This is a genomic window from Paraburkholderia phenazinium, assembly GCF_900142845.1.
In the GTDB taxonomy this organism is placed as follows: domain Bacteria; phylum Pseudomonadota; class Gammaproteobacteria; order Burkholderiales; family Burkholderiaceae; genus Paraburkholderia; species Paraburkholderia phenazinium_A.
Genome location: NZ_FSRU01000001.1, coordinates 1,374,008 through 1,394,405, shown reverse-complemented (window position 1 = coordinate 1,394,405; position 20,398 = coordinate 1,374,008). Strand labels below are relative to the sequence as shown.

Annotated in this window: 20 protein-coding genes; 6 read left to right on the top strand and 14 right to left on the bottom strand. The window is 63.4% G+C overall.

Translation table 11 applies throughout. The annotated features are described in order from the left end of the window. The first annotated feature begins 98 nt into the window (after window positions 1-98). Window positions 99-1,007 (top strand): LysR family transcriptional regulator, encoded by a 909-nt coding sequence (locus tag BUS12_RS06020; protein WP_074294698.1) that lies wholly within the window; start codon window positions 99-101, stop codon window positions 1,005-1,007. 62 nt (window positions 1,008-1,069) lie between these two features. Here the strand turns inward: BUS12_RS06020 and BUS12_RS06015 are convergent, their stop codons facing one another. The 6 genes from BUS12_RS06015 to BUS12_RS05990 form a co-directional block, all read right to left on the bottom strand. Beyond that, window positions 1,070-2,269, bottom strand: coding sequence for a porin (locus tag BUS12_RS06015; RefSeq protein ID WP_074297161.1), 1,200 nt, complete (start codon window positions 2,267-2,269; stop codon window positions 1,070-1,072). 108 nt (window positions 2,270-2,377) lie between these two features. Further along, complete coding sequence (locus BUS12_RS06010; RefSeq protein ID WP_074294697.1) at window positions 2,378-2,947, bottom strand: SLOG cluster 4 domain-containing protein; 570 nt, start codon at window positions 2,945-2,947, stop codon at window positions 2,378-2,380. Continuing rightward, on the bottom strand, window positions 2,925-3,770 hold the full coding sequence (locus BUS12_RS06005) for an ABC transporter permease (protein ID WP_074294696.1): 846 nt from the start codon (window positions 3,768-3,770) through the stop codon (window positions 2,925-2,927). Before BUS12_RS06005 ends, BUS12_RS06010 begins: the two co-directional genes overlap by 23 nt. Before the next feature lie 13 nt (window positions 3,771-3,783). Then, window positions 3,784-4,875 carry an extracellular solute-binding protein gene (locus BUS12_RS06000; protein ID WP_074294695.1) on the bottom strand — a complete coding sequence of 364 codons (1,092 nt, stop codon included), beginning with the start codon at window positions 4,873-4,875 and terminating at the stop codon, window positions 3,784-3,786. Window positions 4,876-4,916: 41 nt separating this feature from the next. Continuing rightward, the gene (locus BUS12_RS05995) at window positions 4,917-5,945 is read right to left on the bottom strand and encodes an ABC transporter ATP-binding protein (RefSeq protein ID WP_074294694.1); all 1,029 of its coding nucleotides are present in this window, start codon (window positions 5,943-5,945) and stop codon (window positions 4,917-4,919) included. Window positions 5,946-5,949: 4 nt separating this feature from the next. Beyond that, a complete protein-coding gene (locus tag BUS12_RS05990; protein WP_074294693.1) occupies window positions 5,950-6,801 on the bottom strand; it encodes an ABC transporter permease in 852 nt (283 codons plus the stop codon). 181 nt (window positions 6,802-6,982) lie between these two features. Between BUS12_RS05990 and BUS12_RS05985 the strand changes: the two genes are divergently transcribed. Further along, complete coding sequence (locus BUS12_RS05985; protein WP_074294692.1) at window positions 6,983-7,921, top strand: LysR substrate-binding domain-containing protein; 939 nt, start codon at window positions 6,983-6,985, stop codon at window positions 7,919-7,921. Here the strand turns inward: BUS12_RS05985 and BUS12_RS05980 are convergent. From BUS12_RS05980 to BUS12_RS05965, 4 genes are all read right to left on the bottom strand, one after another. Beyond that, window positions 7,899-8,156, bottom strand: a complete 258-nt coding sequence (locus BUS12_RS05980) for a hypothetical protein (protein ID WP_074294691.1) — start codon at window positions 8,154-8,156, stop codon at window positions 7,899-7,901. The genes BUS12_RS05985 and BUS12_RS05980 overlap by 23 nt on opposite strands. Window positions 8,157-8,209: 53 nt before the next feature. After that, window positions 8,210-8,578: a nuclear transport factor 2 family protein gene (locus BUS12_RS05975; protein ID WP_074294690.1), complete on the bottom strand. Its 369-nt coding sequence runs from the start codon at window positions 8,576-8,578 to the stop codon at window positions 8,210-8,212. Window positions 8,579-8,728: 150 nt separating this feature from the next. Then, window positions 8,729-9,055, bottom strand: coding sequence for a helix-turn-helix domain-containing protein (locus tag BUS12_RS05970; protein WP_074294689.1), 327 nt, complete (start codon window positions 9,053-9,055; stop codon window positions 8,729-8,731). Next, window positions 9,039-9,293: a type II toxin-antitoxin system RelE family toxin gene (locus tag BUS12_RS05965; RefSeq protein ID WP_074294688.1), complete on the bottom strand. Its 255-nt coding sequence runs from the start codon at window positions 9,291-9,293 to the stop codon at window positions 9,039-9,041. Before BUS12_RS05965 ends, BUS12_RS05970 begins: the two co-directional genes overlap by 17 nt. 214 nt (window positions 9,294-9,507) lie before the next feature. On the opposite strand from BUS12_RS05965, the gene BUS12_RS05960 reads away from it, so the two are divergent. The 4 genes from BUS12_RS05960 (at window position 9,508) to flhC (ending at window position 12,669) form a co-directional block, all read left to right on the top strand. Continuing rightward, window positions 9,508-10,359 (top strand): helix-turn-helix domain-containing protein, encoded by an 852-nt coding sequence (locus tag BUS12_RS05960; protein ID WP_074294687.1) that lies wholly within the window; start codon window positions 9,508-9,510, stop codon window positions 10,357-10,359. A gap of 110 nt (window positions 10,360-10,469) precedes the next feature. Next, window positions 10,470-10,997: a GNAT family N-acetyltransferase gene (locus BUS12_RS05955; RefSeq protein WP_074294686.1), complete on the top strand. Its 528-nt coding sequence runs from the start codon at window positions 10,470-10,472 to the stop codon at window positions 10,995-10,997. A 756-nt stretch (window positions 10,998-11,753) separates the two neighbouring features. Further along, on the top strand, window positions 11,754-12,074 hold the full coding sequence (gene flhD, locus BUS12_RS05950) for a flagellar transcriptional regulator FlhD (protein ID WP_074294685.1): 321 nt from the start codon (window positions 11,754-11,756) through the stop codon (window positions 12,072-12,074). Window positions 12,075-12,087: 13 nt separating this feature from the next. After that, on the top strand, window positions 12,088-12,669 hold the full coding sequence (gene flhC, locus BUS12_RS05945; RefSeq protein WP_074294684.1) for a flagellar transcriptional regulator FlhC: 582 nt from the start codon (window positions 12,088-12,090) through the stop codon (window positions 12,667-12,669). Between the two features lie 68 nt (window positions 12,670-12,737). Here the strand turns inward: flhC and BUS12_RS05940 are convergent, their stop codons facing one another. The 4 genes from BUS12_RS05940 to BUS12_RS05925 form a co-directional block, all read right to left on the bottom strand. Further along, complete coding sequence (locus BUS12_RS05940) at window positions 12,738-14,066, bottom strand: Nramp family divalent metal transporter (protein WP_074294683.1); 1,329 nt, start codon at window positions 14,064-14,066, stop codon at window positions 12,738-12,740. Window positions 14,067-14,127: 61 nt separating this feature from the next. Further along, the gene (locus tag BUS12_RS05935) at window positions 14,128-15,330 is read right to left on the bottom strand and encodes an acyl-CoA dehydrogenase family protein (protein ID WP_074294682.1); all 1,203 of its coding nucleotides are present in this window, start codon (window positions 15,328-15,330) and stop codon (window positions 14,128-14,130) included. A gap of 243 nt (window positions 15,331-15,573) precedes the next feature. After that, window positions 15,574-17,169, bottom strand: coding sequence for an efflux transporter outer membrane subunit (locus BUS12_RS05930; RefSeq protein ID WP_074294681.1), 1,596 nt, complete (start codon window positions 17,167-17,169; stop codon window positions 15,574-15,576). 11 nt (window positions 17,170-17,180) lie between these two features. Then, window positions 17,181-20,366 (bottom strand): efflux RND transporter permease subunit, encoded by a 3,186-nt coding sequence (locus BUS12_RS05925; protein WP_074294680.1) that lies wholly within the window; start codon window positions 20,364-20,366, stop codon window positions 17,181-17,183. Between the last annotated feature and the right edge of the window lie 32 nt (window positions 20,367-20,398).

Below are 20,398 nucleotides of genomic sequence, written 5' to 3'. Positions count from 1 at the left end.
CGCGCGCTAGCCCTGTTCTGCATCCGCACAGCCCAGCCGATTCCATCTGCACAATGAAAATGTTGTAAAAATTCTCAATTTTTCCTCAATAGACCGCTATGCGCAATTTGACCCGTTCCGATCTGACGGAATTAAATGTCTTTTTAAGTTTGACACGGTCCCGAAGCTTTCGGGTCTCGTCGCTCGAACTGGACGTGTCCTCTTCCGCGATCAGCCACTCCCTTCGCAATCTGGAGAACCGGCTGGGGGTCAAACTGATGAACCGGACCAGCCGCTCGGTCGTCCCCACCGTGTTGGGCGAAACGCTCGCCAAGCAACTGGAGGTAGGCTTTGAATCGATCGGTACGGCGCTCGATGCGCTTGAACAGCATCGTAACTTCCCGGTTGGACGCTTGCGCCTCAACATTCCCTACGATGCGTCCGTGCTGTTATTGCACCCGGTTCTGGCCGGGTTTGTGACCGCCTATCCGTCAATCGATCTCGACATCGCCGTCGACGACCGCATTGTGGATATCGTCGCGGACGGCTTCGACGCGGGCATCCGCTATGGCAACTCCGTGCCGCGCGACATGGTCGCCGTGCCGCTCACGCAACCGCTGCGCTGGGTCGTGGTGGGGTCTCCCGCCTACCTGGCGCGACGCGGACGCCCGCTGCGGCCGGCGGACCTGCGCAGCCACGCCTGCGTACGCATGCGCCTAGGCGACAAGACGCTGTATAAATGGGAGCTTGAGAAAGGCAACGAGTTCGAGAGGATCGACGTGCCGGGACCGATTTGCGTCAACAACACGCAATCGGTCCTGAACGCTGTGACGAACGGCATCGGCCTCGGCTATTGTCTCGAACGGCACGCGCGGGATTTTGTCCGCACCGGACAGCTCGAAATCGTCCTGGCCGATTGGGCCGCGCTCGGCGAGCCGCTGATGATGTACTACACAAGCCGCCGGCAGCCCGCGCCAGGACTCAAGCAGTTGATCGAGACGATCCAGACGGCTGAAGGCGTCAATTGAGCGGTATCGGGCCAGCAGCGCCGAGTCGAAAACACTCGCGGCTGCCGGCCGCTGCCCGGGGCCTAGAAGTTGTGGCGGACACCGACGCGCACGAGCGTCTGCGTATCGCCCGCTGACGAGATGCCGTTCGCCACGTCGCCGATCGACGCGGTGGCGTTCACCACGTTGCCGTACTGGTCAAGCGTCTTGCCGCTGGCCTTCTGATAGCCGACCATGGCGTAGAGCGAGGTGCTCTTGGACAGGAAGTAGAACGACGACAGATTGAACTGGTTGTACTTCGGAGCCGACTGGCCTTCGATCGAGCTGCCCGCGGTGTAGTCGTAGCCCACGGCGACACGCAGTTCCGGATCGATCTGCCACGATGCCGTCGCCCCTGCCGAATTGAACGTCTCCTTGCCCTTGAACAGCGAGAAGCTGCTCGCCTTGTACTGCGTGTTGCTATAGGACAGGCCGAGGGTCACCGGACCGACCAGGTACGAGCTCGACGCGGCGACGATCTGCATGTTCTGCGCCGTCGCAAAGCCCTGATTGATCGACGACGAGAAGGTGCCGTCATACGAACTGGTCCACGTACCGCCCGTCGGGCCATAGGTGTTGTTCGCCTGCAGATACGCCGCGCCGAGCGCGAACGGGCCGTTCGTGTACTGGCCACCCAGGCTCCACGTGCTCTGGTTCTTCAGGCTGCCCGCCTGATTGCCGAAGCCGTACAGAGCGCCCAGTTGCAGGCCGCGGAACGACGGAGTCACGTACTTGAACGAGTTGTTCTCGCGCGACTGGTTGTCGATGTTGTCGAGGTCGCCCGGGTGCGCGGCCATGCCGCTCAGAAAGCTGGTCGGTCCAATCGAGCCGACGAAGTCGACGATCGGGTCGTACTGGCGGCCCATCGTCAGCGTGCCGAACTTCGTGCTGGAAAGGCCCACAAATGCCTGCCGGCCGAATTCGCGGCTGCTCTGCCCCAACTGGCCGGTGCCGATGTTAAAGCCGTTTTCGAGCTGGAAGATCGCGGCCAGGCCGTCGCCCAGATCTTCCTTGCCCTTCAGGCCCCAGCGGCTGCCGTACCACGTACCGCTCGCGAAGGCGTAGTTCGACTTGCCGACCAGCACGGCGGGCGTGCCGGCCTTACCCGCCGTCTGGACGACGGCCTGATTGCTGGTGTAGCCCAGACCGGCATCGACGATGCCGTACAAGGTGACGCTACTCTGCGCGTGGGCTGCGGCACACAAACCGTTCAGGGTGACGAGAGCGAAAAGCGACTTTTTAATCATCATTAGGATACCTATATGTTAATGAAATACCGACCGCCTTGTTGAAGCACACTTCCTACCGGACTCGGAGCGGATTCACTCCAGGGCTGGCGTACGGCGCCAGATTCAATCGTTCATGGTGACGGTCCCGCCCTCCGAGGCGAGCCAGTTCGCGACCGTCACGACAAGCTGATCGATGTCGTCGAACCGTTCGACGCCTGGCACATGTGGGGCGCCGCATGTGGTGAACACCGGCTTGCCCCACTGCAGGCCCAACGCCATCTCGGAGAGCGTGCCCAGTCCGCCGCCCACCGCAATCAGGCACACCGAGGCACGCGCAATCAACGCGTTACGGGTGATGCCCAGTCCGGTCGGCAACGCCACGGTCAGATACGGGTTTGCCTCAGCTGCATCGTCTTCGGGCAACAAACCGATCACCACGCCGCCCGCTGCCTTTGCACCGCAGGCGGCTGCTTCCATCACGCCGCCTTTGCCGCCGCATAGAAGCGCCATGCCGGCACCGGCCAATGCGTACGCCAGGCTTCGCGCCGACGACAACTGCTCCGCAGTCGCCTCGCGCGGACCAATCAGGCCGACCGGCGTGACATGGCGTCTCGCACTCGTCTGACGGGCGGCCAGTTTTTGCAGCGCAAGATACGCGTGATGCGACCAATCAATCTCTTCGTTGCCGTGCAAGGCATTCCCCCAGCGCAAGGACACAGGTACAAACGGCCATCAGCACGAGCGACAGCGCTGCGGCCAGTGGAAAATCGGTCTGTCCATCGGACAGCTTCAGATACATCAGGAGCGGCAAAATATTGATCTGCGTGCCGGCTAGCGCGAGCGCCGTCCCGTAGGTGCCGAGCGCGATCGAAGTGACGAGACACCAGGCGGCCGCGATCGAAGGCCAAAGCTCGCGCAGCGCCACATCGAACAACGCCCGCAGCGGCGAAGCGCCCAAGGTCAACGCGGCTTCGAGCGGCCGGCGGTCCAGGTTGGCGATAGCCGGATACACCATCAGCGCCACACGCGGGATCAGGTAGTACGCGTAAGCCAGCACCAGCCCTGCGCTCGTGTAGATCAGCGATCCCACGCTAGCGGGATCCGCGCCCATGCCTGCGAGAAGGCTCGTGACAAATCCAGCGCGGCCGAAAGCGAGAATGAAACCGTAAGCGATCACGAGCCCGGAGAACGCCAGCGGCACGCCGAGCAGCGCGAGCAACCAGCGGCGGCGGCCGGGCGCTTGCGCAGCCAGCGCCATGGCAAGCGGCACCCCCACCGCCAGCGAGACGGTGCCGGCGCTCACCGCCAGCACCAGCGAATTCGCCAGCGCGCTCGACACCAGCGGATCCCGGACGAGCCGCACGAAAGCCGAACCGCGATCGTCCGCCGCCGATACCATCAGCGCGCCCAGTGGCAGCGCGAAAAACAACGCGAGAACGAGCCCGGCCGGCACAGCGCCGAAGCGTCTCACGAGGCCGGCGTTGTCGTCGGCGCCGTGGGTTGACGATGCATCCATCTTGCCGGGCCCCTTACTTCGCGAGCGCAGCCTGCGCCCACAACTGGTCCACCTCGGCCTTCTTCGCGGCGGCCTTGACCACATCGAGCGGATGCACTTGCGGTGCATCGGGCATCTTCGCGCGGATCTCCGGCGAGAGCGGCACACCCGGCACGGCCGGACGCACATAGCCTTGCGCAAACAACGCCTGACCGACGTCGCTCATCACCAGGTTCAACCAGAGTTGCGCCGCATCGGAATTCGGTGCGTTCTTTACCAGGCTCATCGCATACGGCGCCGATACGCTGGCCTCCTTCGGAATCACCACCTCGGCCGCGTCGCCCATGCCGTCGACGTATTTCGCTTTCAGCCCGTCGTTCTCGTAGCCGATCAGGATCGGAATTTCGCCTTTGAGGAACTTCGCGTACGGCGTGGTGCCCTCGACGCGCATCACGTTACCGGCTTCGCGCAGCTTGCCGAAGAAGTCGGCGCCCGGCTTCGGATTGTCGACGCTGCCGCCGAATGCATAGGCGGCGGCGAAGACGTCGACTTGCCCCTGGCCCGTCGAACGCGGGTCGAGATAGACCACCGAGTTGCGGTATTCCGGCTTGAGCAGGTCGGCCCAGCCGGTCGGCACATCCTTGACCAGCTTGCGGTTGACAAGCAGCGCGATATTCAGCGAATGGACCGTGAACCAGCGGCCGTCGGGGTCGCGGAATACCGGCGGCAACCTGTCGAAGTTCAACGGCTTGAACGGCGCGACGACATCCTTGTTGACCGCGTCGAGCGCCGACGCGGCAAAGTAGTAGGCAGTGTCGGCCTGCGGGCGGCGGCGGGCCTTGTCGAGGGCGACCACGGTCGCGGCCGAGCCGATGTCGTTGTAGGTGATCTCGACCTTCGGATAGCGCTTCCTGAACTCGGCGAACAGCGACTTCCAGTTGGCCCATTCCGGACCGGTGTCGAACGAAACGACGAGTCCTTCGTCAGCGGCCTTCTCATACAACGCGTCCTCGCCGGGATACAGCGGCGCGGCCTGCGCGCTGCACGCGCCGCCCAGCAGCGTCAATGCGCAAACGAATCCGGCCGCACGGCGCACGTGCGACACAAGACGAAACCCTGCAACCATGGTGACACTCCGTCAAACTGCATGAATGGAAATCAGTTGAACTACGCGGCCAGGACGCGCAAGTCCTCGGGGGCGATGGCGATGGCGTGTTCGGCAAGACACCGCCCTTCGCATAGCAGCGGCGCTTGCGCGTGCTCGGGAACGAAGTCGTAGCGGCAAGTCGCGCCGAAATAGCGCACCTCGGTGCGACGGCCGCCCAGCCGGTTGAGCGCGTCCGCCGGCGGATCGGGCTGCACGTGCTCCGGCCGCAGCAGCACGCTGACACGCTCGCCGGGACGGAACGCGCCGGTGTCGGCGAATAGCACTGCGAAGGACACGTCGACGGCGTTCACGCCGATCACGCGGCCAGGCATCACGCTCGAATGGCCCACAAAGCGCGCGACCTGCGTCGATACCGGCTGCGTGTAGAGGCGCTCCGGCGTATCCACCTGCAACACCCGCCCGCCGTCGACCACGGCCACCCGGTCGGCAAGACTCAGCGCTTCGTCCTGGTCGTGCGTCACCAGCAGCGTGGTCGCGCCGCAGGCGCGCTGCAGCGTGCGGATTTCGTCGCGCAATTGCTGGCGGATGCCGGCGTCGAGCGCCGCGAGCGGTTCGTCGAGCAGCAGGACTTTCGGCTCGAAGGCAAGCGCGCGCGCCAGCGCGACGCGCTGTTGCTGTCCGCCCGAGAGCAAGGCCGGGCGGCGCGCTGCGTGTTCGGTGAGCCCTACCCGTTCGAGCATCTCGAGTGCGCGGGCACGGCGCCGGTCCCGGTCGACGCCTCGCATGCGCAGCCCGTAGGCCACGTTATCCACTACGCTCAGATGCGGAAACAGCGCATATTGCTGGAACACCATGCCGGTTTCGCGACGCCACACCGGCACGCCGGCGACATCTGTTCCGCCAATGGCGATGCGGCCGCGATAACCGTTTAGCAGTCCTGCGGTCAACCGCAGGATCGTGGATTTTCCGGAGCCGCTGCGGCCCATGACGGCCAGCAACTCCCCGGGCGCGACCGTCAGCGTCACGGAATCGATGCCGTGCCGCGCACCTGGGTAAGCAAAGCTCACGTTGTCGAAATGAAGACTCATCGTTTTACTTGAACCGTTGAACCGTATTGACCGAGACCAGCGTCGCGATCACCGCGAGGCCCAGCAGCACCACGGTGGCGGCGCACGCCAGGCCGGTCGCGCCGTAGAACGCCTGCAGCAGCACCACCGGATAGTTGCGGTAGCGAAAGCCCGCGATCAGATTGGAGACCTGAAATTCCCCAATCGACAGCGCAGCCACCATCACCAGTCCCGAGAGCACGCTCTGCCGGAGGTTGGGCAGCGCAACCGTGAGGAACTGCCGCAGCGGCGTAGCGCCGAGCGTGGCGGCGCACGCTTCGAGCCGCTCGATGTCGAGGTGACGCAAATCGCTGAGCAGCGTTTGCGTCAGATAAGGCAGCGTCAATACGGTATGAGCGGCGATCAGCAGCGGCAGCGAGCCGAGCCACGGCAAGGTGTCGCCGCTGAAGACCGCGATGTAGCCGAAACCGAGCGTCAGCGCCGGGACGCCCACCGGCAGCAGCGCGATCAGCCGTGCGCTCATGCCGCGTCCCGAGCGCGAGCGGTAATGCAACGCATACGCGAGCGGCAAACCGAGTGCGGAACATGCGCCGCAGCAGGCCAGCGCCACCAGCAGGCTGACGCCGAAGGCGCGCCGCAAGCCCGGGTTGGCGGCCAGCTCCGCGAACCAGTGTCCGGTGATGCCGGCCGGCAGCACGGTATTGGTCCACGTCTTGCCGAATGCACCGATCAGGAGCAGCGCGATCGGCAACAGCATGTAGCACGCAAACAGCACCACGACGATCTGCAGCGCGATGCGCCCGGCCGGCACGGCGCGCGGCGCCCCGCGGCGGGCGGGGAGGCGCGGCTGGATAGCGGGGGTGGCGGGGGTCTGCATGCAGGTGTTCCTCGATGAGCAAAATGAAACCCGCCCACCATGCGACGAACCGGTGCGGGTTTCGAATTGCTTGCAAGTGTGCGGATACGACATGGCGTCGTCATGAAAAAAACGTACAAAACACGCATTGCGCTGTGCCTGATCGGAACAGTTCGCGCCACACTTCGATGCCACCTTGCCGATGAAACACCACTATCCCAACGTTGCGGAACTGCTTGCCTTCACGAGTTCGGCAAAGCATCTGAATTTTTCGCGGGCGGCGCGCGCCCTCGGCCTGACGCCCAGCGCGGTGAGCCGGCAGATCGCCAGCCTTGAAGCCGCATTCGGCGTGCAGCTTTTCATTCGCGACGGCCGCAACCTCGTGCTGACCCGCGCCGGCAGCGTCTACCTGTCGCGCGTGGCGGGGCCTTTGCGCGACATCGGCAATGCGTCGCTGGAATTGATGAGCGCAGCCGGACAGAGCGACCTGCTGACCATTGCCAGCGTGCCGACCTTCACAACCAAATGGTTGATTCCGCGGCTGCCCGACTTCCTCTCCAGCACGCCGGGAGCGACGATCAGCTTTAGCCGGCATCTCGCGCAAGGCGACCCGTTCCCGCTCGACCTCGATGCGGCGATCCGCTATGGCGACGGCAATTGGGAGGGCGTGGTGTGCGATTACATCGACGGTCGGCACTTCATATTGGTCTGCTCACCTGACTATCACCGTCGGCATCCGCTGCGGATACCGGAAGACACGGCGCATGCGCCACGACTGCTGCATGGGCAAGCCGAGCAGGTTTGGGCCCAATGGGCGCAGTGCTACGGCGTGCGTGGCCTGCATGCGCTCGGCGGCCCACGCTTCGAGCAGTATTCGGTGTTGTTTCAGGCTGCGCAAGCCGGCCTCGGACTCGCGCTTGTCCCGGCATTTCTCGTCGCGGACAACCTGGCCGCCGGGACGCTGATCGAACCGATCGCGGCGCCCATCGAGGTCGATCAGGGTCACTACCTCTGCTATTTCCCCGAACGTATCGAGACGCGGCCGCCGCTGGCTCAGTTCCGCCGGTGGGTGCTGTCGCAGGTCGAAGCCACGACGAGTGGCGACTCGCTTCGGGTAACTAACCGTTCCACGACGGCTTAGCTCGACAGCGGCCACGGTCGCAGCACCAGCGCAGCCAGCCCACCAGCCCCAGCAGCACGAGTCCAGCGCCACCCAGCACGGGCTCGCGCCATGCAAGCAGCGCGGTAAAGGTGAAGGCCCGCGTGCCGGCCAACAGCGCGAAACCGGCAATCGCGGTGCTGGCTGCGTCGAGAGCGCCGAACACCCGCGCGAACGCGAGCGCAACGGCGAAACCAGCGGCACGAGGCCCGTGCATGATCGTCTCCTTGAAGGCGGGAAGGCTGGCAGCCCCGGTTGATGGGCGGTGGGTCAGGCAGCGCCCGGCATGGCGTCGAGGAAGCCGGTGACGGCCTGCAGGCGGCCGCTCGGATCGACGACACCAAAATCCGAACCCTTGACGACCGGCGTGCCGTCGGGCGACGCCAGTTCCCACGAAAAACGCAGGCGGTTGGCGAAGCCGTCCACATCCGTGGTGCGGCGGAAGGTGTGGCGGGGGAAGCGTTCGTGCACGGCGCGAATCATCGCGTCGATCCCGTCATGGCCGTCGCCCGAAAGCAACGGGTCAAGATAGGCGGCGTCGGTACTCCAGGTGGTGGCGATCAGTTTGCGACGGCTCGCCGTGTCGGTTTCGTTCCACGCGGCGAAATAGCGGTCGATCAGGTCGGTATGGGCGTTCATCGCAGATTCCTTCAGTCGCTTGAGTGAGCGCTACGCTCGGCAAACCGTGTGTTTGCGGCGGGCTCGGACTGAAGAATCGACGTTGAGGAGGCGTGAGTCGATTACCTAAGACGTAATGGAATTGGGGCGGAGGGTTCTATTCGGCAATCGTCACAGGTCAAGCTGTTCCTGCGTGATGCCAAGCGCTGCAGCGATTTTCTCCCGCGACACCTTACGCAAACGTTCGCTGACTTCCTGTTGCGCATACGCCGACTGGCTGATACCGAGGCGCTTCGCGACCTCAGCCTGGGTGAGACCGAGATGTTCCCGCCACGCACGTACCGGTGTCGCGCCATCGACCGTGCGGCTCACGACGTCGTGCGGAATCAGCTCACGTTCCACGTTTCGCTCGGCAATGTAGTCCTCGTACGGAATGACCACGAAGGCGGGCTTCCCATCCAGCCCATTGATGACCTGAATGTTAGTAGGTCCGTTCATCGCGCTTCCTCACTTCTTCGATTTCGACGACCTTGATTGTGCCGTCCCAGTTGAACAAGACCCGGTAGTTTCCTACCCTGAGCCGGTACCCGTATTGATGATTGGTCAGCGACTTGACGTGTTGGCAGTCCGGCATCGCCGCCAACGTGCCGACCCCGTCACGAATCGCAATCTGCTGCTGGCGATCCAGCTTGCGCAACTGTTTAACGGCCTTTTGCGTCCAGTTTATCGCAGTCATCGATTAAATTATAAGTCAAAAATAAGTTATATCAAGTCCCCATATAAGTTTAAGTGAGCCGTGAAAAAGCCCATTCCAAAAAGCCATCGTTCGACATCTGGCGCCGTTCGCAGCGCCGCACGTTGACAATCGGACCGAGCGCCAACGACGGCCAACCTCCCGCCATTACCCCCCAGGTAATGGATTCCCGGCCAGCCTTGGCTATCATCCCTCCATGAGCACCCTCTCCCACCCCCAGACCATCCCGCCCGGCACATCGTCGGTCAGCCGCACCGTCGGCGAATTGCTGCGCGAATGGCGGCAGCGGCGCCGGATGAGCCAGTTGTTGCTGGCAACAGAAGCCGATATCTCGACCCGCCATCTGAGCTTCGTCGAATCGGGCCGCGCGCTGCCGAGCCGCGAAATGGTGATGCACCTCGCCGAGCGTCTCGAGGTGCCGCTGCGCGCCCGCAACGCGCTGCTGGTCGCGGCCGGCTACGCACCGCTGTTCCGCGAGCGGCCATTGACCGATCCGCAACTGAGCGCCGCACGCGAAGCGGTGGAACTGGTATTGAAGGGACACGAGCCGTATCCGGCGCTCGCGATCGACCGCCATTGGACGATCGTCGCCGCCAACCGCGCGCTCGCGCCGCTGGTCGGCGCGGCGAGCGCGGCCTTGCTGGAAGCGCCCGTGAACGCCCTGCGGTTGAGCCTGCATCCGGAAGGTATCGCGTCGACCATCGTCAACTGGCATGCTTGGCGCGCTCATGTGCTGGCGCGCCTGCAGCGCCAGGTCGAAGTCAGTGCCGACGACACGCTCGCCGCCCTGCGCGACGAACTGGCCGCCTACCCGACGCCGCCCGGCGCACAAAGCGCCGACGAAGACAGCAACGCCATCCTCAACCAGATCGCCGTACCGCTGCGGCTGCGTACGCCGCTCGGCGTGCTGTCGTTCTTCAGCACCACGACCGTGTTCGGCACCCCCGTGGACGTCACGCTCTCAGAGCTCGCGATCGAGGCGTTTTTCCCTGCCGATCCGCAAACCGCCGCTGCCCTGCGCGCCTACGCAGAAGATCAGGCCGCGTAAACAACCTGCAGCCGAAAACCAAAGGCCCGTGATGAACGGCCACGCGCCGCGCACCTTGCCGCCCTGGTAACATGCGAGCTCCCCCACACCCTGCACATGGAGACACTCCGATGGCGCCTGCCCCGCTGATCCGCCAACTCAACCCGGCCGACCGTGACGCTTTCTTCCAGTTACGTCTGCGCGCCCTGTTGGCGCACCCCGAGTCGTTCGGTCAGAGTCATCAGGAGGCGCTCGAGAGAGGCCCGCAGCACTACGACGCCGTACTGCAAGGCGCACGAGCAGCTGAAGGCAATTTCGTGCTCGGCGCATTCACGGCGGAGGATCAAGCGCTGATCGGCATGGTGGGGCTCACGCGACAAGAACGGATCAAGGACCTGCACAAGGCTTCGGTCGTCGGCATGTATGTCGCGGCTGAAGCGGCGGGTCGCGGCGTGGGACGCGCGCTGCTCACCGAACTGCTGGCGCGCGCCGATCGCGTCGAGGGCTTGCGGCAAATCCAGCTGGTCGTCGCCAGCAAAAACGACGCGGCTCGCCGTCTCTATGAATCCGTCGGTTTCCGCCCCTACGGACGGGAAATCGAGGGGCTGTGCGTCAACGGCGTATTCAGCGATCTGGACCTGATGGCCCGGTTTATTTGACAACTGCACTGACAACTGCGCCCACCAGGTCCGCTGCAACGCCCGTCCCGTCTGGAGTTGTCATATCCATTCTTAACATGGGATCCTCGTGTCAGGCAGCCTGCCTGTCCTCAGAGGATGCTCGATCAAACGGGGCAAACGCATCGGTCAGTCGCCCCACTCGCCCCACATGTAATCTCACCCGCCGTCAGCCCGACCGACCGGTCGGGCTGGCCGTCAGTGCAAACCTGCTACGAGTTACAATTGCGGCCCGAGTTTGTAACTGGGGCCGCACCGAAGTGTTACAGCTTCATTTGTCCCCGTAAGCCTCCCGGCGAGCAGTAGTTATTACTGAAAATCTCAAATCCTTTCTTTTAGCTTTCTATTTGAATTGCCTATTAGGGTTATCACAGGCAATCAAGGCAATTTCCTCAGATCATTTCAAAGAAAGCCGCCACACAAGGCCTGAGGCCCACTGCGCGCGGTTCGCACGCGCCGGGAAGCCGACGCCGCAGCTTCTATTACGGCACCGTGAAAGAGTTACCGGGAAATGTTGTATTTTTGTGAGATATTTTTTTGAGAAGGTATTGATTTCCTGAAATCCACTTCATACAATTGCTTCCAAGGTGTTACGAGTTGTAACACCTTGTATCAAAGAGTCAGGACCGGTATCAAGAAGTGAATGTAGCCGGAGGTCATCAGTGTCCGGCTAGGGTACAAAAAGCATAACGGCGCAAAAAAGCCGACATAGCAATTCGGGGCTTCGGAAACACAAAAATGGACCGTAGCAGCGAGACGCGGGAGTCTATCCGCGAGATTAATTTGTCTTACATCATGCTCGCACAACGTATGTTGCGCGAGGACAAGCCTGTCGGGATGTTCCGCTTGGGCCTGTCGTCGGAACTGGCCGATTTGCTTGCCGGGCTGTCGCTCGCGCAAATCGTCAAACTGGCCTCTTCCGATCAGCTTCTGTGCTTTTTCCGTTTCAACGATCACGCCATGTTGTCGGCGTTGACGCAGACGAGCAAGCACGCAGAAGTAGCGCCGACGCATGCGGCTATCCTGTTGGCCGGCCAGCCAGCAGAGCAATTCGCTTAACGAGGTGACTGCGATGCTCAAGCGAAGCCTGACGGAAGATGCGCAGGAAGTGTTTCGCGCCATTGCTCTGATCGAGCTCGGCGCGCGCATGCAAGTGCTCGAGAGCGAATTGACGCTGTCGCGCGACCGCATGATTCGCCTCTATCGCGAGGTGAAGGGCGTTTCGCCGCCCAAGGGAATGTTGCCGTTCTCGGCGGACTGGTACATGACGTGGCTGGCTAACATCCACGCCTCGCTGTTCTATAACACGTACCTGTTCCTCAAGAAGGAAGCGCGTTGTTCGCATCTGGACGCGCTGACGAAAGGCTACCGGCTGTATCTGGAGCACTGCAAGCACAGTGACACGGAACCGGTGCTGGACCTGACGCGTGCATGGACATTGGTACGTTTCTTCGACGCCGATATCCTGCAACTGACGCCGTGCTGCCGTTGCACGGGCAAGTTCGTCGCGCACAAGCACGACTTGCAGCACAACGTCGTATGTGGTGCCTGCCAGCCGCCGTCGCGCGCCGGCAAGACCAAGAAGGCCGCCGCAGCGGCCAGGCTGGAAGCGCAAGAAGCGCTCGAAGCTACGCAGATCGCGGAAGCCGCCTGAGCCGACCGTTGTCCGGTTGGCTCATTCGAAGCCGGCTTCCGGCGCCGCGCTCCATGAGCGGATCGCGCTCAGCCCAACCACCCCACTGTCTGCACGACCAGCCAGAGGTTCGCCGCTGTAATCACAACAAACAGCGCCCACGCGATCAAGCGCGTCGGCAGGCGATTGGCGAATTCGCCCATCAGGGCACGATCGTTAGTCATACGGATCAACGGATAGAGGGCGAACGGCAATTGCAGGCTCAGCACCACCTGGCTTGCGACCAGCAGCGTGCCCACCGCGCCGTTGCCGAGCGTCTGCACGCCGATCAAGGCGGGTATCAGCGCAAGCGCTCGCGTGATGAAGCGGCGCTGCCAGCACGGAATCTTCAGCTTTAAAAAGCCTTCCATGATGACCTGGCCAGCCACTGTGCCGGTGAACGTCGAACTTTGCCCCGACGCCAGCAGCGTGATGGCGAACAGCACGGCCGCAAAGCCGGTGCCGACGATCGGCGCCAGCAGCCGGTAAGCGTCTTCGATTTCCGTGACCTGGTTGTGCCCGGTGGCGTTGAACGCGGCCGCCGCGAGAATCAGGATCGCCGCGTTGATCAGCAGGGCAATCACCAGCGAGACGATCGTATCGAGACGCGACAGGCGAATGGCCGAGGCAATGCTGCGCGAATCGCGCTTCACCGCGCGGGTCTGCACGATCGACGAATGCAGATACAGGTTGTGCGGCATCACCGTCGCACCGAGGATGCCGATTGACAGGTAGAGCGGCTCGCGCGCGCTGACGGCGTGCCACGACGGCACGAGTCCCGCCATCACGGACGGCCAGTGCGGATGCACGAGTACCAGTTGCACGATGTAACCAATGCCGATGGTGGCGATCAGCCCGAGAATGATCGCTTCGAGGTCGCGGAAATTCTTGCCCTTCAGGCCGAGCACGATCAGCGTATCGAACGCCGTCAGGATCACGCCGGTGGTCAGCGAACACTTGAACAGCAAGTGAAACGCGAGTGCGCCGCCGAGCACTTCGGCAAGGTCGCAGGCAATGATCGACACTTCGGCAAGCAGCCATTGCACGCGGGCGACGGCCGGCGAGTAGCGGCTGCGCGACAGTTGCGCGAGATCCTGGCCGGTTGCGATGCCGAGCCGCATGCTCAGGCACTGCAGCGCGATCGCCGCGAGACTCGACAGCACCACGATGAACAGCAGGCTATAGCCGTAGCGCGAGCCGGCTTCGATATCGGTGGCCCAGTTGCCGGGGTCCATGTAGCCGATCGAAATCAGCAGGCCGGGGCCGGCGAACTGCATGATCCGCTTCCATAACGGCGCGCCCTGCGGGACGGCGACCGTGCCCTGAACCTCGGATGGGCAAAACGGTGCGGTAGCGGTAGTCGGTAGATTGAATGGCAAGCCGGTGACCTCTTGAGGTAGACGTAGCAGCGGCGCCCAGTTTCGGGCGCCGCAGACGGCCTCAAGTGTACAAAGAAACGTCCGGCAATGTTCCACTTAGCGCGTAGCGGCCCACGTCACGCACGCGGTAGTCAAGCGGATCGTGCAGCGTATGGACGCGGGCATTGCGCCAGAATCGGTCGAGTGCAAGCGGTGCGTGCGTGGCACGCGCCCCGCAGGCATCAAACAGGTTCTGGCTGACTTCGAGCGCCGCCCGGTGCGCGAGAATCTTCGCTTCGGAGGTGGCGAGCGCCACGTGCGCCCGTTCTTCGGCGCTGAGCGCGGCGCCCTTTTGCCAGGCGTTCTCGAGAGCTTGCGCGGCACGCTCGGTCAACGCTTCCGCGCTCACCGTCTGCAGACGCATTTCGCCGAAGCGCTGGATCAGATACGGATCGTCCGTGGCCTTCTCCACGCCGGAGCTGATCCAGGGCCGCCCATTCTGCGTCACGTAGCGGCGCGCTTCTTCCAGCGCCCCCTGCGCAATGCCGACGAACAGGTTGGTCAGCACCAGTTGCGACACCAGCGTGCGTAACGTGGCGTGCGGCGTGGGGGGCGTTTCGGAACGGTGCAGGACTTCGTCTGCTTCGATCTTGACCTGGGCAAACGACACGCTGCCGCTATCGGTCTGCCGCTGGCCGATCGGATTCCAGTCTTCGTTCACGGTGATGCCGTCACGCGTGGTTGGCACCACGGCGAAAATCGGCTTGCCGGTCTGCGGGTCGTGCGCCGAGACAGTCATCATCTGCGAGCCGCGCGTGCCGGAGCAAAAGCCCTTCTGCCCGTTCAGACGGAAGCCGCCGTCGGTGGTTGCGGTCGCAACCAGGCGGGTGTCGAGCGGATTGACGGCGTTGCCCCACCACCAGCGCGCCTCGACGGTGCCGCGCAGATAACGGGCCCGTTGCGCCGGATTGCCCCACACGTCGACACTCACCACTTGCAGGCACTGGAAGCCAAGCAGATGGGCGAGCGCGCTATCTACGCGGGCAATTGCGCGAATCGTTGCGTAGATCGCAGGCCAGGGCGCACCCGCACCGCCAAACTCGCGCGGCACGGCGAGCGTGAGCAGGCCCGCATCGGCGATCCACTGTTTTTCCTGAGCGGCATGGCCGCCGTCGCGATCGCGCTCGGCTGCAGTGGCGCGCAATGCGTCGAGCAGCCCGGTCAGATCGCCAATCGCCGCTGACGCTTGCCCGTCGAACGACGCTGGATGGCCCGGTTCGTTCATGGAGTCTCCAGATGACAAGCGGAAGATGATAAACCGCTGAAAATCGGCGGTCTACCAAGGGATGTTGGAAAGGAAAGTGGCAAACGCGATATGCGGCGAGGACCGCACGGAGGGTGGGACTGAACCGGAGAAAGGCACGCGAGGCGCAAAGGCCATCCACGCAAAGGAAGACGCAACGAACTGCGGCAAGGGGCGCAATCGACTGGCCGCCCCTTGCCGCTTGACTACTTACCGCCTAAAAGCTCACTGCTTCGCTACCTGCTGCGGCGCATCCTTCGCAGCAGCAGATGCAGTGGTGACAACCGGGGCAACGGCCCCAGCACCTGCAACCGGAGCAGAAGCAGCCCCCGCCACCGGCACATCCGACGCCCCTGCTTCACCCCATCCACCGCCCAGCGCGCGAATCAGATTGACCGTCGACACCGCCTGCGTGCCCTCCAGATGACTCGCCTGCAGTTGCGACTGCAACACTTGCCGCTGACTGTCGATCACATCCAGATAGCTGACCTGCCCTTCCGTGTACTGCGTCTGCGACAGATGCGACGCCCGTTGCGATGCGTTCACCGCATCGTCCTGCGCCTGGATCTGGTCGTCGAGCAGTCGCAGATCGGAGAGGTTGTCCTCGACTTCCTTGAACGCCACCAGCACCTGCTGACGATACTGCGCCACATCTTCGTCGTACTTGCCGCGCGCCTGGGCCAGATTCGCCTTGCGACGGCCACCGTCAAACAGCGGCAACGTCAACGCCGTGCCGGCAAACGGCCCGAGCAGGAAGGTGCGGCTCGACCACATGAACAGATCGCCCAAGGTAGCCGACTCATACCCAAGCGCACCGGTGATGTCGAGCTTCGGGAAGAACGCCGACTTCGCCAGCCCGACGCGCGCATTCGCCGCGGCCATCGCACGCTCGGCGGCCGCCACGTCCGGACGGCGTTCCAGCAAGGCCGACGGTAACCCCGGCGGCACCTTCGCCGTCACCGGCACGAGCGGCGTTTCCGGGAACGAGAAGTTCGCCGGCGCCTTGCCGAGCAGGATCGCGAGGCTATGCTCGGACGCGGCCCGTTGACGCGCCACGCCCACTGCATCCGCACGCGCGCTAGCCAGTTCGTTGCGGGCCTGCGCCAGATCCAGTTCACTGATGTCGCCTTCGTTGAAACGCCGCTGGATCAGCTTGAGCGTGTCTTCACGCAACGTCACCGTCTGGCGATACAGGTTCTGGTCGGTATCGAGCTCGCGCAACTGGAAGTAGTTCTGCGCGACGTCCGCCTGCAACGCGAGCTGCACCGAACGGAACAATGCTTCGCTCTGCTGCGCATCGGCCTGGGTCGCGTTCACATTCGAGCCGACCCGTCCGAACAGATCCGTTTCGTACGACACCGTGCCGTCCGCGCGCCACAGCGTCGTGGTTTCCGGACCATTGCTTTGCGGCAGGAACTGCGAGGCCGGCGAGACCGTTTCGCGCGTCGGTCCGAAACCCGCATCGAGCTTCGGGAACCAGTCCGAGCGGGCCGCCTTCAACGACGCCCGCGACTGCTGCACGCGCGCCGCCGCGGCCTTCAGGTCCTGGTTAGCGGCAGCCGCCTGCTGTTCCAGATCGTCGAGCGCCGGGTCGCCGAAGATGCGCCACCATTCGCCGCGATGCGCGTCGTCGGCCGGTTGAGCCGTTTTCCACGTGCCCGCGTCTTGCGGTGCGATGACCGGCGCTTCCTTGAACGCTGCCGACGTATCGACATCGGGACGCTTATAGGTCGGCTCCACCGAGCAGGCTGCAAGCAGCGCTACCAGCAAACCACTGGCTGCCGCCCGGCCCCACCCTGGTAATGATTCAAACCGTTTCATTGTTTTTCTCCTCAAGCGTCCGTGACCGGCAACGCGTAGTGCGGCGAGTCTTTTTGCGCGACGTGAATCTTGCCGCCGGCAAGCGTACGCAGCACCACATAGAACACAGGGGTCAGCATCAAGCCGAACAGCGTCACACCCAGCATGCCGAAGAACACCGCGATACCCATCGCATGACGCATCTCCGAACCCGCCCCGCTCGACAGCACCAGCGGCACCACGCCCATGATGAAAGCGATCGACGTCATCAGGATCGGGCGCAACCGCATGCGGCTCGCTTCGATCGCCGCCGACAGCGGCGTATGTCCGTCGTGTTCGAGTTCGCGAGCGAACTCGACGATCAGAATCGCGTTCTTCGAGGCCAGCCCCACCAGCACCATCAAGCCGATCTGCGTGAAGATGTTGTTGTCGCCATGCGTGAGCCAGACCCCGGTCAGCGCAGACAGCAAGCTCATCGGCACGATCAGGATCACCGCGAGCGGCAGCGTCAGGCTTTCATACAGCGCAGCCAGCACCAGGAACACCAGCAGCACGCTGATCGGGAACACCCACATGCCCGCATTGCCGGCGATGATCTGCTGATACGTCAGGTCGGTCCATTCGAGCTTCACGCCACGCGGCAAGGTTTCCGCCGCCACGCGCTCCGCCGCGGCCTGCGCCTGGCCCGACGAATAACCGGGCGCCGGTCCACCGTTGATGTCGGCCGCGGTGTAGCCGTTGTAGCGCACCACCATTTCCGGACCGAAGGTCGGCGTCACCGTCACCAGCGAAGACAGCGGCACCATTTCGCCCGCGGCATTGCGCGTCTTCAGTTGCCCGATGTCGTCGGCACGTTGACGGAACGGCGCGTCGGCCTGCACCCGCACCTGATACACCCGGCCAAAGCGGTTGAAGTCGTTCACATACAGCGAGCCCAGATAGATCTGCATCGTGTCGAACACGTCCGTCACCGGCACGCCCAATTGCTTGGCCTTGACGCGGTCCAGATCCACATTCAGTTGCGGCACGTTGATCTGATAGCTGGAGAAGGTCGGCCCCAGTTCAGGCGTCGTGGCAGCCTTCTTGATGAACGCTTCCGTCGCCTTGTTCAGCTCCGCGTAGCCAAGCGCACCGTGATCCTCCAGCTGCATCTTGAAGCCGCCCAGCGTACCGAGACCCAACACCGGCGGCGGCGGGAACACGGCCACGAACGAATCCTTGATCGCGCCATACTGCTGGTTCAGCGCGCCCGCAATCGCACCGGCGGAGAGCGCCTTGCTGCCGCGATCCTTGAACGGCTTGAGCGTGACGAACACGATGCCCGCGCTCGAGCTATTGGTGAAGCCATTCACCGACAAGCCCGGAAACTCCACCGCGCTTTCGACACCCGGCTGCTTCAGCGCAATCGCGCTCATATCGCGGATCACCTTTTCGGTGCGGTCGAGCGAGGCGCCGTTAGGCAACTGCGCGAAGGCGATCAGGTATTCCTTGTCCTGCGCCGGCACGAAGCCGCCCGGCACAATACGCGTGATCAGCACCGTCGCGCCGAGCAGGATGGCGTAGACCGCCAGCATGCCGCCCTTACGGCGCAATACGCCCTGCACGCCCTTGCCATACGCAGTCGAGCCGCGATGAAACACCTTGTTGAAGCCCTTGAAGAAGCGGCCGAACACGACGTTCATCCCCCGCGTCAGCCAGTCTTCCTTGGCGCCATGGCCGCGCAGCAGCATCGCGGACAGCGCCGGCGAGAGCGTCAGCGAGTTGAACGCCGAGATCACCGTCGAGATCGCGATGGTCACCGCGAACTGCTTGTAGAACTGACCCGTGAGACCCGTCATGAACGCGAGCGGCACGAACACGGCCACCAGCGTCAGCGCGATGGCGATAATCGGCCCGCTCACTTCCTGCATGGCCTTGTACGTCGCATCGCGCGCACTCAGCCCCGCTTCGATATTGCGTTCGACGTTCTCCACCACCACGATCGCATCGTCCACCACAATCCCGATGGCGAGCACCATGCCGAACAGCGACAACGCGTTGATCGAGAAGCCGAACGCCAGCAGCAGCGAGAACGTCCCGACAATCGACACCGGCACCGCGATCAACGGAATGATCGACGCACGCCACGTCTGCAGGAACACGATCACCACGATCACGACCAGCGCAATCGCTTCGAGCAGCGTGTGAATCACGGCCTCGATACTGGAGCGCACGAACTGCGTCGGGTCATAGACGATCTGGTAGTCCACGCCTGCGGGCATGTCTTCCTTCAGGTCCTTCATTGCCGCACGCACCTGATCCGAGATCTGCAGCGAGTTCGCGCCCGGCGCCTGGTTGATTGCGAGCGCCACCGCCGACTTGTTGTCCAGCAGCGAACGCAGGCCGTATTCCGACGCGGCCAGTTCGATACGGGCAATGTCGCGCAGATACGTCACCGCACCATCCGGCGCGGTCTTGACGACGATGTCGCCGAATTCGCCGGTGGTCTGCAAACGGCCACGCGCATTCACGGACAACTGCAACTGCGTGCCCGGCAACGACGGCGACGAACCAATCTGACCGGCTGCCACCTGAATGTTCTGCTCGCGGATGGCGTTGACCACGTCAGTGGCCGTCAGGCCGCGCTGCGCGACTTTCTGCGGATCGAGCCAGATACGCATCGCGTAGTCGCCCGAGCCCCACAACTGCACTTCGCCCACGCCCTGGATACGCTCCAGCCGGTCCTTGACGTTGAGCAGCGCGTAGTTGCGCAGATACGTCATGTCGTACTGGTTGTTCGGCGAGATCAGGTGGACCACCATCGTCAGGGTCGGCGAGCTCTTGATGGTCGTCACGCCGAGACGCTGCACGTCGTCCGGCAGGCGCGGCAGCGCCTGGTTGACGCGGTTCTGCACCAGCTGCGTCGCGAGGTCCGGATTGGTGCCGAGCTTGAACGTCACCGTCAGCGTGAGGTTGCCGTCGCTATTGGCCTGCGACTGCATATACAGCATGTTTTCCACGCCGTTGATCTGCTCTTCGAGCGGCGAAGCCACCGTTTCGGCGATCACCTTCGGGTTTGCGCCCGGATACTGCGCGTGCACCACCACCGAGGGCGGCACGACTTCGGGGTACTCGGAGATCGGCAGCTTGAAGAGCGAAATGATGCCCGCCAGCAGGATCAGGACCGATAGCACGCCCGCAAAGATCGGCCGGTCGATGAAGAATTTGGATATGTTCATGAGAGGCTCTGAAAATTAAAGCGCTGGGAAGC

Bases quoted from the DNA above. Each gene is read 5' to 3' on its own strand.
- BUS12_RS06020 (WP_074294698.1), top strand. From the start codon at position 99: ATGCGCAATTTGACCCGTTCCGATCTGACGGAATTAAATGTCTTTTTA.
- BUS12_RS06005 (WP_074294696.1), bottom strand. From the start codon at position 3,770: ATGGATGCATCGTCAACCCACGGCGCCGACGACAACGCCGGCCTCGTG.
- BUS12_RS06000 (WP_074294695.1), bottom strand. From the start codon at position 4,875: ATGGTTGCAGGGTTTCGTCTTGTGTCGCACGTGCGCCGTGCGGCCGGA.
- BUS12_RS05995 (WP_074294694.1), bottom strand. From the start codon at position 5,945: ATGAGTCTTCATTTCGACAACGTGAGCTTTGCTTACCCAGGTGCGCGG.
- BUS12_RS05990 (WP_074294693.1), bottom strand. From the start codon at position 6,801: ATGCAGACCCCCGCCACCCCCGCTATCCAGCCGCGCCTCCCCGCCCGC.
- BUS12_RS05985 (WP_074294692.1), top strand. From the start codon at position 6,983: ATGAAACACCACTATCCCAACGTTGCGGAACTGCTTGCCTTCACGAGT.
- BUS12_RS05980 (WP_074294691.1), bottom strand. From the start codon at position 8,156: ATGCACGGGCCTCGTGCCGCTGGTTTCGCCGTTGCGCTCGCGTTCGCG.
- BUS12_RS05975 (WP_074294690.1), bottom strand. From the start codon at position 8,578: ATGAACGCCCATACCGACCTGATCGACCGCTATTTCGCCGCGTGGAAC.
- BUS12_RS05970 (WP_074294689.1), bottom strand. From the start codon at position 9,055: ATGAACGGACCTACTAACATTCAGGTCATCAATGGGCTGGATGGGAAG.
- BUS12_RS05965 (WP_074294688.1), bottom strand. From the start codon at position 9,293: ATGACTGCGATAAACTGGACGCAAAAGGCCGTTAAACAGTTGCGCAAG.
- BUS12_RS05960 (WP_074294687.1), top strand. From the start codon at position 9,508: ATGAGCACCCTCTCCCACCCCCAGACCATCCCGCCCGGCACATCGTCG.
- BUS12_RS05955 (WP_074294686.1), top strand. From the start codon at position 10,470: ATGGCGCCTGCCCCGCTGATCCGCCAACTCAACCCGGCCGACCGTGAC.
- flhD (WP_074294685.1), top strand. From the start codon at position 11,754: ATGGACCGTAGCAGCGAGACGCGGGAGTCTATCCGCGAGATTAATTTG.
- flhC (WP_074294684.1), top strand. From the start codon at position 12,088: ATGCTCAAGCGAAGCCTGACGGAAGATGCGCAGGAAGTGTTTCGCGCC.
- BUS12_RS05935 (WP_074294682.1), bottom strand. From the start codon at position 15,330: ATGAACGAACCGGGCCATCCAGCGTCGTTCGACGGGCAAGCGTCAGCG.
- BUS12_RS05930 (WP_074294681.1), bottom strand. From the start codon at position 17,169: ATGAAACGGTTTGAATCATTACCAGGGTGGGGCCGGGCGGCAGCCAGT.
- BUS12_RS05925 (WP_074294680.1), bottom strand. From the start codon at position 20,366: ATGAACATATCCAAATTCTTCATCGACCGGCCGATCTTTGCGGGCGTG.